This window comes from Mojavia sp. (assembly GCF_059505145.1).
Genome location: NZ_JCACKA010000074.1, coordinates 273,170 through 286,321, shown reverse-complemented (window position 1 = coordinate 286,321; position 13,152 = coordinate 273,170). Strand labels below are relative to the sequence as shown.

General features: G+C 39.2%; 12 protein-coding genes and 2 pseudogenes. 5 read left to right on the top strand and 9 right to left on the bottom strand.

Features of this window, described 5'->3' with window-relative positions; all coding sequences use genetic code 11:
- Window positions 1-367: 367 nt before the first annotated feature.
- Entirely contained in the window at window positions 368-1,468 is a 1,101-nt protein-coding gene (locus AC5JL8_RS20320; protein WP_495881482.1) for an NAD(P)/FAD-dependent oxidoreductase, read from the bottom strand.
- A 127-nt stretch (window positions 1,469-1,595) separates the two neighbouring features.
- Here AC5JL8_RS20320 and AC5JL8_RS20315 point away from each other — a divergent pair, with 127 nt between their 5' ends.
- The 5 genes from AC5JL8_RS20315 to AC5JL8_RS20295 all read left to right on the top strand — a co-directional run bounded on the left by AC5JL8_RS20315 (window position 1,596) and on the right by AC5JL8_RS20295 (window position 5,624).
- Entirely contained in the window at window positions 1,596-2,438 is an 843-nt protein-coding gene (locus AC5JL8_RS20315; RefSeq protein WP_495881481.1) for a YaaW family protein, read from the top strand.
- Window positions 2,420-3,877, top strand: coding sequence for an O-antigen ligase family protein (locus AC5JL8_RS20310; RefSeq protein ID WP_495881480.1), 1,458 nt, complete (start codon window positions 2,420-2,422; stop codon window positions 3,875-3,877). The genes AC5JL8_RS20315 and AC5JL8_RS20310 overlap by 19 nt, the downstream gene beginning before the upstream one ends.
- A 467-nt stretch (window positions 3,878-4,344) precedes the next feature.
- On the top strand, window positions 4,345-4,695 hold the full coding sequence (locus AC5JL8_RS20305) for a YkgJ family cysteine cluster protein (protein WP_495881479.1): 351 nt from the start codon (window positions 4,345-4,347) through the stop codon (window positions 4,693-4,695).
- A 167-nt stretch (window positions 4,696-4,862) separates the two neighbouring features.
- Window positions 4,863-5,291: a TMEM165/GDT1 family protein gene (locus tag AC5JL8_RS20300; protein WP_495881478.1), complete on the top strand. Its 429-nt coding sequence runs from the start codon at window positions 4,863-4,865 to the stop codon at window positions 5,289-5,291.
- A 45-nt stretch (window positions 5,292-5,336) separates the two neighbouring features.
- Window positions 5,337-5,624, top strand: a complete 288-nt coding sequence (locus AC5JL8_RS20295; protein ID WP_495881477.1) for a TMEM165/GDT1 family protein — start codon at window positions 5,337-5,339, stop codon at window positions 5,622-5,624.
- Between the two features lie 165 nt (window positions 5,625-5,789).
- Here AC5JL8_RS20295 and AC5JL8_RS20290 read toward each other — a convergent pair whose 3' ends face one another.
- From AC5JL8_RS20290 to AC5JL8_RS20255, 8 genes and pseudogenes are all read right to left on the bottom strand, one after another.
- Window positions 5,790-6,281 carry a hypothetical protein gene (locus tag AC5JL8_RS20290; protein ID WP_495881476.1) on the bottom strand — a complete coding sequence of 164 codons (492 nt, stop codon included), beginning with the start codon at window positions 6,279-6,281 and terminating at the stop codon, window positions 5,790-5,792.
- Window positions 6,282-6,750: 469 nt separating this feature from the next.
- Window positions 6,751-7,281, bottom strand: a pseudogene (locus tag AC5JL8_RS20285) (WcaF family extracellular polysaccharide biosynthesis acetyltransferase); the annotation flags it as partial.
- A gap of 133 nt (window positions 7,282-7,414) precedes the next feature.
- A pseudogene (locus AC5JL8_RS20280) lies at window positions 7,415-7,911 on the bottom strand (YdcF family protein).
- Window positions 7,912-8,061: 150 nt separating this feature from the next.
- Window positions 8,062-8,850, bottom strand: coding sequence for a Uma2 family endonuclease (locus AC5JL8_RS20275; RefSeq protein WP_495881475.1), 789 nt, complete (start codon window positions 8,848-8,850; stop codon window positions 8,062-8,064).
- A gap of 251 nt (window positions 8,851-9,101) precedes the next feature.
- Complete coding sequence (locus AC5JL8_RS20270; protein ID WP_495881474.1) at window positions 9,102-9,869, bottom strand: glycosyltransferase family 2 protein; 768 nt, start codon at window positions 9,867-9,869, stop codon at window positions 9,102-9,104.
- Window positions 9,832-10,722 (bottom strand): FkbM family methyltransferase, encoded by an 891-nt coding sequence (locus AC5JL8_RS20265; RefSeq protein WP_495881683.1) that lies wholly within the window; start codon window positions 10,720-10,722, stop codon window positions 9,832-9,834. Before AC5JL8_RS20265 ends, AC5JL8_RS20270 begins: the two co-directional genes overlap by 38 nt.
- A gap of 20 nt (window positions 10,723-10,742) precedes the next feature.
- A complete protein-coding gene (locus tag AC5JL8_RS20260) occupies window positions 10,743-12,023 on the bottom strand; it encodes a glycosyltransferase family 61 protein (protein WP_495881473.1) in 1,281 nt (426 codons plus the stop codon).
- Window positions 12,016-13,149 (bottom strand): glycosyltransferase family 4 protein, encoded by a 1,134-nt coding sequence (locus tag AC5JL8_RS20255; protein ID WP_495881472.1) that lies wholly within the window; start codon window positions 13,147-13,149, stop codon window positions 12,016-12,018. Before AC5JL8_RS20255 ends, AC5JL8_RS20260 begins: the two co-directional genes overlap by 8 nt.
- Window positions 13,150-13,152: the final 3 nt, after the last annotated feature.

The following is a 13,152-nucleotide window of genomic DNA, read 5'->3' as shown; positions in this document are numbered from 1 at the left end:
ATATTTTTTCACAGTATAACCTCGGAAATCAGTATGTAAAGGTTTGGTAAAGTACTGATATTCTATCGATACGATGACAATTATTCCAAAATTATGTAATTTTGGTTAAAAACTACACAAAACGCATCATATAATATTAGGGATCAATTTTGCCGCTCGGAACTAAGATGAATTCTGGTTAAATCTTCAGGAAATTTGAATTGACAGTATTGTTTACATTACTTATTAAAGTAACCACCAGCGATCGCCACCTCATTTGACAGTAAATATACTATCTAATGTAAAGAACTGATTGTTTAGTATGTAAATTCACAGCCGTAATTATAGCAACCTACTATACTGGGCAATCAGCCTATGTCACACAAATTTAAAGTATCAAAGAAGTTAAAAGATTATTAACATTCGGTAGCGGTAAATGCTGTAGATGATGATTAATTTCAACAGCAGCAGCTATTCCAGAAAGCATCGCACCTTCTATAAGATTGCCACCGCACCAATCACCGCAACAAATTAAGGGTAAAGGAGTTGTAGTAGATAAAACAGCTTCGTACCAAAAAGTCTTAGGAAAGGCATAACGCCAGCGATGTACTTGCATCCACTCAGGATTTTCTAGCCAGGGAAGTACCAAAAGTTGGGCTGCACGCTGCAACATATACTGTCCAGCTGGTTGTAAATCTAGGGATTCTAGGTGAAGTTGAGCAAAATCAGCGCTACTTTGCACTACAAAATGTGGTTGCTGAGGATTGAGACGCTTACTGCTATCCAAACCAATCCATGCCAAGTCAGCATTATTTATAAAATTCAAAGCTTTCCATTGCGGTAATGGTTTGCACGTAGGTGCATATCCGGCAATTACACTGATAGAGGGATAAAATTCTATAGAACGCAGATTATCAAGAAAAACTGCATCTAAAACCCTGTCACTCAAGGGTGCTAACAGTGCCAAAGCTTGGGGCGCGGGAATAGCGAAAACTAAAGTTTTAGCAGTTAATTCTTCATTACTAGATTCAAGATTGAGTCGCCAACTATTTTCGGGAGTTGGGGTAACGGCGATGACACGCTGATTCAGCAATATATCCAAACCTTGGGCGAGAAATTTAGCAACAGTACTCATTCCCTGAGGTGCGACATATCGAGGGCTACGGCTTTGAGGTTGAGATATAGAAGCATCTGCTGTCAGTTCATAAACTGTATCCGTCCAGATTTCTAGTAGATGGCGATTGCGCGGAGCGCAGCGCCCTAAAGGGCGATCGCATAGTAACTCCACAAAACGTCCCAGCAATTCACCCTTGGGTTTGAGATAACAAGCCCCATGATCCGCGCAAGTTCCATGCAAGCGGCGTGTGGCAACTCTTCCCCCTAAACCGCGGGACTTTTCCACAACTAACACCGAATATCCCGCTTGGCTTAATTGCTGGGCGCAGGCTAAACCAGCCATGCCCGCACCAATTATTGCAACATCAATCATGAATTAATAGTCCTTAGTCATTGGTCATTGGTTATTATCAAATGACACAAGACAAAAGGACTACTCAATGACTGCTGAAAGCTAATAGTAGAATAAGGTACAGCAGCATGGAAGGGAGGAACGGAAATTGGATGAACTGAGGGCGGCGTTAGAGATGGCAACCGAAGAAGAACTGCAAGACTTAACGGCAATTCTGTTTAGTCGTAAGTTCAATCCCTTAGACTATGTTCAGACACCTGAACCGATTGAAGTCCAAAGCCAAGACCGCAAAGCTTGGCTAGATACACTGGAGAATCGTTTCCGCTTTTTGGCAGCAGATGGAATGACGGTTTTACGGGGACGCACCAACCAAGTAACTTACCGACAAGCGCTAGTTCAAGTATGTAAGTATTTAAAAATTCCTTATTCTAGTCAGCTGGCAACGGTTGATTTAGAAGCAGAGGTATTTTTGCATCTATTAGGTCATGTGTGGAAAAAACTGCCAGAAGACGAGAAACAAAAGTTAACTGTGCGAGTGCAGCGTCAGTTGATCAAATCAGAAGGACAAGAACCGCTACCAATTTTATTGCAGCGCGATCCTTTAGGATTAATTTTCAAAGGCGGTAGTGCCTTGGCGGTCACTTCTGTAATCCAGCCATTTGTGCTTAAACAAATCGCCCGTCAATTTGCTATGCATTTTGCTACCTATCAAGTAGCCAAACAAACTGCCATTCAAGGTTCAGCAGTTGCTACAACTCAGTTTCAAAACTATATAGTGTTGCAAATGGCACGGCGGGGTATGACTATGAGTGCAGCTCGTTATGGCGCAGTTCGTAGTGTTTTTGCTTTTATTGGGCCAGTGATGTGGACTTGGTTTTTTGCTGACTTGGGATGGAGAGCGATCGCCACTAACTACGGTAGAATCATTCCTACCATTTTTGCCTTAGCTCAAATTCGTCTCACCCGTGCTGAATGTTGGGAGCCAGCTTGAAAAAGGCTTATTACCATCCCAATTCTGCTTTGCAATTCCCTTGGAATTTAACTCAATGGGGGCTACTAGTCTTCCCATTGAGTCCCTTTTTAGGGGCTGTATGTATAGTTTTGGCATCTTTAATTACTTGGCAGCGACAATACCGCACCATTGTCCGCCGCCCCCTCAACTGGGGATTTGCGCTTCTTAGCGTATTACTCATAATTACAGCTGCGTTTGCCTATGACAAAACACCAGCTTTTATCGGTTTATTCAATTTCTTACCATACTTTATTGTTTTTGCTGGGCTTAGCGCCCTAATTCAGACAATTGCACAATTGCGTCAACTGGCTTGGATTTTGGTAATCGGTTCCGTACCAATAGTAATTCTAGGCTTGGGGCAATTATTTTTGGGCTGGAGTCTGAATTTTACGTTGTTGTGGGTTGTATTAGAGTGGGCGATCGCACCTGGAGGGCAACCACCAGGTCGCATGGCTTCAATATTAATGCACGCCAACACTCTAGCTGCTTATCTAGTTATAGTTTTCATCCTCGGCTTAGGATTGTGGCTAGAACAATGGCAGTTAAGGATGAGGACAATTTCCCAATCCCCAATCCCCAGTCCCCAATCCCCAATCCCCAGTCCCCAATCCCCAATCCCCAATCCCCAATCCCCAATCCCCAGCCCCCAATCCCCAATCCCCAGTCCCCAATCCCTAATTCCTAATCCCCAATCCCCAATCCCCCTCCTCTTTCTGACCGTGACCGGAATTGCCAACTTCATTGCCCTGATTTTTACTAACTCACGCAATGGATGGGCGATCGCAATTTTTGCTTGTTTAGCTTTTGCATTTTACCAAGGTTGGCGGATTCTTGTAGGCGGCGTTGCTAGTGTCGTTGCTACGGTGCTTTTGGCAGCTTTTGCTCCCTTACCTGTGGCGCAGTTTTTTCGTCAGTTCGTTCCTGCTTTCTTTTGGGCGCGGTTAAATGATGATATGTATCCCGACAGACCAGTTGCCTTAATGCGAAAAACCCAGTGGGAGTTTGCCTGGTCTTTAACTCAGCAGCACCCTTGGACTGGTTGGGGTTTACGCAACTTCACCGCACTCTACGAAGCCAAGATGCAAATTTCCTTAGGTCATCCCCACAACTTATTTTTGATGCTATCTGCTGAAACTGGTCTGCCGAGTACTCTTTTGTTTTGTAGTTTAATCGCTTGGATTTTGACGACATCCATTCAACTACTACGAAACTCAAAATATAAATATATAGATCAAGAAGACAGATTGATATTTTTTAGTTATATCGTGGTTCTGTTCGGTTGGTTGCTATTCAATACTGTTGATGTTACCTTATTCGATTTCCGGTTAAATACGCTTTCGTGGTTAATGTTATCTGCTGTTTGTGGAGTAGTGTATCGCAACAAACAACACTATAGGCTTCAAGCTAATTCAAAGTAGTCAAGCAGAGAATTTTGGCATTTACAAAATATATAAATGACATTTTTTACGTGCATACACTGAAGTTATTTATATATTTTGGTTAATAAAATTACTGTATTCACGTCTGTGAGTGTGGTTAATTTCAAATTAGCCACTGTTGCTGATTGTTGGGAAGGTGTAAGGACAACCCTTCTGGGGTTTTCCTGCATTTTGGGCATCTCTTGCAGATGCCTTTTTTTATGTGTTGTTTTCGTCATTAACGCAAGTTTAAAAAATATTGCATTAAGGCTTCTTATCTGCAATCAAATTCTTTAGGGTTAGAAATGCTAACCTCTGTTTGATTTCTTGCTGACTTGATTAAAAAGTATTAGAATTTGCAAGCTAAACTTGTTGTAGACGGTCAAGTGCCTGAAATAAAACCACAGATAAACCACAGAAAAATCTGAGAGGGCGTCTTCCGCATACCCAATACCCAGTACCTAATCATGGCAACTTGGCAATGTATAAAGCAATGTGGAGCCTGCTGTAATCTTGATCCAGCAGAGCGTCCAGACATAGAAGAGTATCTCTCAGCCGCAGAACTGGAAATTTATTTCAGTATGGTAGGCGAAGGGGGATGGTGTGTGAATTTTGACCATACCACACGAGAATGCCGCATTTACCCGAATCGTCCTCGCTTCTGTCGGGTGGAAACTGAGATATTTCAGGATATGTATGGGATTGAGCCAGAAGATTTAGATGATTTTGCTATTGATTGCTGTCGCCAACAGATAGAAGGAGTTTATGGCGATCGCAGTCTAGAAATGCTCCGCTTCGATAAAGCTGTTGGTCTGTAAGATAACCCGATCTTCTTTCCCCTTGTCCTCTTCGATTAGGAGCGTTAGCCTGACAAGCATAAACTTGTCTAGTTCGGAATTGCAGTACTACTACAGTTGCAATCTATTACAACAATCTGAGAAAATGAGAAAAATATGAAAACAACCTCGTCACAAAATTATTGCCTGTGAAACTTGACTCTGCACCATTAAGCCTTTCTGACAAATACCAGACTGAAAGCCAGCCAGAACCACAACACATCACCAGTATTAACTTAACTACTGCAACTATTGAGCCGATTCAGCCTGAAATTATTGATAGTCCTAAAAGGCAGCAATCAGTAGCGGTTGTTTTCGGTACTACTTTCGCCACCATTTTTTTAGCTGAAATTGGAGATAAGACTCAGTTATCTACCTTATTAATGAGTGCAGAATCTCATGCACCTTGGATAGTATTTATGGGGTCTGGGGCTGCACTAATAACCACTAGCTTATTAGGCGTACTGTTAGGAAGTTGGATATCTAGCCGACTCAGCCCAAAAACCGTAGAAAAATCATCAGGAGTAATGTTATTGGTGATTTCCCTTCTGCTGTTTTGGGATGTATTTCACGGTTAAGAGTCGTTTAATTGTTTTCTGTTTGTCCCCTCTCCCCTTAATCACATGGACTGGCATCTTTTAGGACTGAGCTTTATTACAGTTTTTTTATCAGAATTAGGTGACAAAAGCCAGTTAGCGGCGATCGCGCTTTCAGGTCGTAGCCAATCTCCGCGTGCTGTGTTTTTTGGTACTGCGGCTGCCCTATTGTTAACTAGTTTGTTGGGAGCATTAGCAGGGGGAGCCGTTGCAGAATTATTACCTACACGTTTGTTAAAGGCGATCGCTGCTTTAGGATTTGCAATACTTGCCGCACGCCTGCTGTTGTTTAGTGATTCTGAATCAACGCACTAACCGAAAAATAAATTATCCAGTCTTGGAAACCCTTAATTATCCCTGACGTTACATATTCAAATCAATAGAGCCGTTTTCCAGGTATGGAATACCAAAAATTTGTGGGCGCACAAACCAAACATTGTTGTGCCCCCACCGTGTTTATCTATGCATGAGATTTAAATCTTAAGCTTGCTGTCGCCAGTACCAGTTTAAAAGTGTACCACCCGCTATAAGCTTGGCTGCTTCTAATATCCAATAGCCGCCGTGAAGTAAATTCATTGTTGCCGGAATAGTAGTCTCTACATCAAATGCGTTGAGATGAACTCCGATAGCGCTCATTTGCGGAGTTAAAAGATAGGTTTCCAGCAGCGCTATAGCTAGCAGGATTACAGATAAAACAATTCCGTTCAGACGCCAGTGAGATTGGGTTTTGCTTAAAGCTAATACACCAGTCAATACTACAGCAGCAGATAATAATTCTACACGATTAAAATTCCAAAAAATTACATAGCCAGCTGTAGTAAAACCAGCTTGGGTCATCATGCCAGAAACATAAAGACTAGGCATAATTACCCAATCCAAAATTAGGCTAGCACTGAGCCAAAAGCCTAAAGTCAATAAAATAGCAGGTTGCCAAATTGCCCGTTTGAATTGAAGGTTAGAAATAGCATTCATAAGAATAATTGCGTGCGTGATATTTGTAGTCTCTCTCTCTAGAAGTAGCTTTGACAACACTTATCAATTATCCTTTACAAAGCAGTTACAACTTCAAAAAGTTAACATTACAATTGTTTAGTTTTATTGCTGAAGTAATCTAATTAATCATTAACAGGACTTACGCAAAATTATGAAAAAACGAACCGCAAAGGACACGAAGGGCACGAAGGAAAGAGGTTTTCAGAGAGTTCTTGCGTAAGCCCTAATTAAATTTAATTGAAAAAGTTTCGTTATTGTCTAGGATATCTAAATTGCTTAAATCTGATTGATGAACAGTGTGATCAACTTTCTATTCAAACTGCTCGTCGTTTTTGGGTGTACGCACTCTGATATCCACCTCAGTCAGATCCGTATCAAAAACATGGCGGACATGAATGAATTCATCTTGTGCAGAGATCTGAAGAACATCTTCTACTTTTGCCCTAACTCTGTTCTTAATAGGTTGAGCAGGGTTACCTGCATAAATTATCATTGGCTCTAATGAGCGTCCAGTCACGCCACCCAAGGTCAACACTGCTCCTTGACCGACTGTGACTCCAGGCCCAATTACCGACTTAGCGGCAATCCAGCTACTCTCATGTATGTGAATTGGTGCAGGAATTAATCTAAAATCTGGATGATACCAATCATGATTGCCAGTGCAGAGATACACCCCTTGCGACAGACAAACATGACTTTCAATTACTACAGGCGCAAGGTTATCAATCCAAGCATTTTCCCCAATCCAAACAAAATTACCAACTGTTAATCGCCAGGGAAACTTGACCCGCACTCCTGTTTTAATGCGAACACCTTTGCCAATGCTAGCTCCAAAACTGCGAAGCACCCAAACTTTTATCTTTGAGAAGGGAAGCCAGCTACTCTCAACTAAAGGTGATCCAAAGAAATGCCACAAAAGTTGCTTCCAGTAGGGTGCGCCTGGGGTGTAACTGCCAAGGGTATAGTTATCTAAATGCATATATAGGACTCATATTTGATTTTTGAACAAAATTCAGTACACCTTTATTCCTTCTTCCCAGTCCCCAGTCCCCAATCCCCAGTCCCTTACCTCTACGAGTGATTCAGAAATCAAATCGGATTGCTATAGTTGCTTAGTTAAGCTTAGGGTTAAGGCTTGCTCCGGTACCTCCTGAGACAATCCAGAAGAGGGAACGCCCAATATCACGTAGGATGTGGAGATAGAGGTAAAGGTTATGCCTTGGCTACCAAAAACAAGAATAGCAATGGTTTTGGCTCTAGGCATATGAAAATCGGAGGTAATTAAGTAGACATGCTGAATACAGCGTTGTTTAAATTCTGCAACTAGAGAAGCGAAGTTAGTAACAGTGTCAACAGCACGGTAGTCGAGGTGAAGGCGGCTAGTTGGGATATCTGCGTTATAAAAGATAGTATAAGCTCTATTTAGAGGTGAGCCACTGAAAATCCAAACGTCTAGATTAGGATGTTTTTGGGCAAATTGGGCAGTGAATTTTTCTCGGTCTGAATCGCCACCAAGGGTGAGGATAGCTTGGGCGTAGGGGCTTTGGTAGGATGCGATCGCTATTTTAATAAGGATAACAGTTAGCAAAACCAAGATAAGAAGATAAATATATTAAGTTCATCCCACCTCCTTGATGGAGTCGGCAATCAAGCGTCAACTTCTGTAAAAGAGCATCTCAATTTTGCACAAATTTTGCTGAAGGATGCGGCTACACAAACTAAGTTGCCGATCTAAGCTTCTAGCCTGTGGGCATTTTCGCTAAATTTCTTCTGGATTAATCCCCATTGCTCGGAGTCTTTGAGCTAATCTATCAGCTTTTTGTTCTGCCTGTTGTGCCCGTTGGCGTTCTTGCTCGGCCCGTTGACGTTCTTGTTCAGCACGTTGGCGTTCTTGCTCCACTAATTCACTTCCCCAAGGCAGTAAATTTCCTGATTTATCCCACCAGCGTAGCCAATAGCTTTCTAACTCTGCTTTTCTTCCCATCCACACGCCCAAAAATAAGCCCAAGGCTTCTATCCAAAAGCGTCCGTTTTCATCTGGGGGTTGTTGTTGATACTTACCCTGCACCAAGAAGTAGACTTCTAATACTCCGATTTGAGGGTGGAAAATTACGTAGACGGGGATAGATAAAATCTGTTCGTAAAAGTACCACTTGCCATAGGGATAGTGAGGATTAATCGAGTATTCGCCCCCCTCTGTGGCAGAGATAAACTCCATAACTAGGGCAGGCTTTTCTCCTTCTGCTTGGGGGGTGTAGCTGCGGCGAATTTCTCCTGAAGGTAGAGGATGAACCGACGGGACGTAAACCCAATCGGGAGCTTTGACGATAGTTTTGTCAGCAACTGTGGCACAAAGACCAAAATTAGAGGTAATCAACATTGATTCGAGAATCAAGCCTGCTAACTCTAGGGATTCTCGCAGGGCGGCGGCTAGTAGGGGTTGCAGGTTACTTTCCACAGGTTCATCGGGCAAAGGAAAATCAGCAGGTAGTTTCTGCCAAGTAATCGGGGGTAGGGCATTTGCCGGGTGACCTTGTAGGGCTGTCATGATCTTAATTTAGGCGATCGCTAGCAGGGTCGATTTAATATATTATACAAAGTTAACTAATTATGATATTTTAGGTCAGCGATCGCATTTACAAATGGTTGAGGACAGAGGCGATCGCTATTTGTAAGGAGATGATACTCAGCAGCATTAGAATAAAATCTGCTAGACCAAAAACACAAAAACTTTTTGGATTGACAATGTAACCTTTTCACTAAAATAATTATTGATTAGCTGATGGAGTTGTAGCAGAATTATGTTTTTAATTTCTCTGCTTCAATCAGATGAATTGCCAGCAGAATCTCCGCCAATACCCGCTGGAATGCATAGTAAAAACCATGCCAACCGTCGAGAATACCGCCTTTGAGGATGAGGCAATAAAATAGGATGATGATGGGAGCAAGGATTTTTTGTTTGCGGATGCGATCGCCTAAGCTTAGTTCAATGCTAGGTGTTTCTAATATCTTTTTAGCTTCAATCACCATATAGCGATCCTGTGCCCATAGCCAACGGCTCAGAGGTTTGCGATCGTCATGGTAAATGAAACCAGAGAGTTTACTTGATGATCCTTTCACCTCTAGCAATTGAGTATGGCCATCGTCAATATAAATGGCTTTAGCTTTTCGGAATAGTACCTGGCGGGGAGGTAACAAAGTACCATGCAGTGGTTTACCAAAGACGCAATATTTAAACGGTGCAAAGTAACCATCAATAGATGAATCTATCGAAAGTTCTTTAATCTCTGCGATCAGTTCATCCGTAACAATGTAATCGGCATCAAGGGAAAGAACCCATTCCGATTCAACTTGCTCTAAACCATAATTCCATTGTGAAGTATGGGTATCAAATTTACGCTGAGATAGCTTAACTTGAGGATAGGAGTGTAAAATCTCTAAAGTTTCATCTGTGCTGTAACTATCAATTACAACTATTTTCTTTGCCCAAGTGATACTTTGCAAAGTGCGCTCAATATTGAGCGATTCGTTATATGTGAGTATAAGAGGAGTAACTTCTTTGAGCATCAATAACTCTATTTTTTTGACAAATTAAAGTTGTAAAACCTCTAAGACCAAGCTTATCTTTTAATTTAGTAAAATTAGATTCGGTAAGCTGATCAAGAACCAAATTATCATTTAAGTAAAATATCTGAAATCCCAGGCCAATAATATATTTGAATAAATCATCTGGTTTATAACCTGACATTTCTTGTGAGAGCATATTCAATTCAATGAAGATAACTAAACCAGGAGAAGATTTGATGACAGCATCTAATCCCTTTAACACGTTGATTTCCCATCCTTCAACATCAATTTTTAGAAAATTAATACTATTAATTTTCCTTTTATGCAAAAAAGATGTACCATTGACTAAATCTACTTTGTATTTTTTTATATCGGCTACTGATTTTTCATGTTCAAGTAAATGTTCTGCTGGATATTCAGATAAAAAAGAAGCAGTATTTATATTATTATTAGCAACAAACAAATTTAAAGAATCATTTTCTTCTGACAATCCTAAGTTTAAACATTCTACATTTTTTCTATTTTTAGTATTTTTTTGTAAGATTGAAAAAGTCTCAGGATTTGGTTCAAAAGCTATGACATATCCATTCTCTCCTATATATTTGGAAAACTTTAAAGAAAAATATCCAATATTAGCCCCAACGTCAAGTACCAAATCACCTTCTTTCAGAAATTGCGGTAATAAATCACAATATTCTTTTTCATAATTACCAAAAATAATTTCTAAAGCAAATTGAAGATATGGATGTGGCCCTAAATCTATACCTCCTAATAAACTGTAAAGTTTCAATATATTTTCAGTTATATACCTCATGAATTCGTGAACTTTTTTGTACTTGCTTATGCTAGACATCCTATAGAGATTTAACATTTTTATAATTTCTCCAAATATTTACTAAGTTGAAATACATCTAATAATATATCTTCCGCAATCATCCGATCTACGTTATTAGTATGTTCTTGCTTATTAGCAACTATAAATCTGTAATTTAAATTTAGCATATCTGCAATATACCAGTAATAGTATTGAATATAGTTTGGAGGAAATATTTCAATAATTTTTGTGTTTTCTTTACAGAAAATTATGTTACTAAAACCTGCTCCATGTATTCCTAAAATACAGTCTGCATTATAAAAAAGTGTACGTTGTTCGGCAATACTGTAATCTTCTAAATAAATTGTTGAAAATCCTTGATTTGTAATAATACTTTCTATTTCTTTCTCATTGATAAATCTTCTTTGTTGACTACGCTGACGCGATATATATATCTTACTCAATTTTTTAGTTTCTAATTTCTTAAAATTTAATTTTTTTAAAAAATCTTTTTTCCAACTATGAACGCCATTTTCTGAGGGGCATAAATTAGGAATAATAGCATATTCAGTATGAAAATGTGAGTTAGAATTACAACAAATAATTTTCTCTTCGGGAATTCCTAGTTCTTTAAGAGATTCTAATTGGTACTGCTGCTTAGTATGGTTAATTATAAAATTGTCTATAGAATCAAGTTTTACACCACTTTTCAAAAGTAAATCAAATCTAGGCAATAGGTCAAAAGTCCAATGCCAGTAGTTTGATGCTGCTTCAGGGGTTGAAAGTATTACAGTTTTACCTTTAATTTCAATGCAACGTGGTAATCTAAACTTTGTAAAAATTGTATGTTTTTCAATACCCCATATATCAGGTGATATATCTGCTAATACTTGATTTAAAGGTGTAATTAAAGTACCACCATAATGCCCCCAAAACCTAACATTATGTAAATGATAGACTCTTTGTTCCGGTAAAATAGACTCAGCATGTTCACTGAAGCCCTGTTTTACTTTTTCATCAATACATATAGGTAACTTTCTTTTAATCTTCTCCTGCTCATAAATATTTATATAAAAATCATTATTTTGAGATTGGTTTATATATTCGAAAGTAGAATATATATAACCTCTAGGAACTTTAAATTTATTATTTTTAAAAACTACATATTTGTCGATTATTTGGTATATTATTACTATAACATGTTTATATTTTTCTATTACAGGTAATAAGCTCCTCAGTCGCCATTTATTCTTTATAAATATTATTTTTGTTTTTTGTTTAATTTTTTTATATAGCATAATTTTTGTTATTAGTAAATTAGTATTTATGTTTTTAATCATGTTTTAAATCTATCAATTTATCAAAATTATATAGATAGTCTTTAGCAATATTTTTATAGCTATAAGCTATAGATTTTTGAATAGCATTTGAACTCATTTGTGTTGTTTTTTGCCAATTAACAATAGCTGATTGTAAAGTTTTTGCAAGAATTTCAGCAGCATTATGGTTACGATGATCAAAAAAGTACCCAGTTTGCCCATCTTCAACAAAATCTCGAAAACAAGCTAAGTCAGAAACAACTGGAATAAGACCTGATGCCATTGCTTCTAATGGTGCAACTCCAAATGATTCACCTTTTTCAGCCAGTGAAGGGTAGCAAAATACATCGGCTTCCCGATAAGCTTGAGCTAATTTATATACGTCAAAAATAGGTTCTATAAATTCAACGTTTAAACCTTCAGCCTGAGAGCGAAGAGTACGCAAATATGCCTCTCCGCCACCACCTTGATTTTCTTTTACAGGCCCAACAATCCTCAACTTTACTGTATAAATTTGCTGCGATAAAATTGAAAATGCATCTAAAAGAAGATGAACTCCTTTTTCTGGATGAATCCTACCTACATACAAAATGACTTTTTCTTTAGGTTCTAATTTTGGTTGAGTATTTGGTGAGAATATACGAGTATCAATCGGGTTAGGAATAATTCCCATTCTGTGTATAGCGGCAGGATATTCTTTAGCAATAGCTTCTTGGATAGCTCGTGATGCAGCAGCAAAAAAAGTAGTTCTTGCATATAACCAATACTGTCCCTTGGGGAAGCGATTGGCATTAATTACAACCTTGCCTGCTTTAGGACGCAAAGCAGCAAATATAGGCAACCAAAAGTCATTAATAACTAAAATATCAGCAGGAGGTAATGTAGGAAATGTTAACAAGCCATAAAACAAGTCTTTGAGTAAATCCAGGATAATATTGGTGCTTTGTGGGAGTCCCCCACGTCGAATGTATTGCACGCCATTAATTACTTCTGTTTGAGGCTGCCCAGGATAGGAACGACATAGAATCCTCACCTCATGACCTCTGGCAGCAAATTCTTCTGCTAAACCTTGCCAAAGTCGAGGGATAGCACCTCCTTGCACCGCAGGAACAGGTAGCCAAGGGCCTGTAGCAATGTTAATAATCATAGT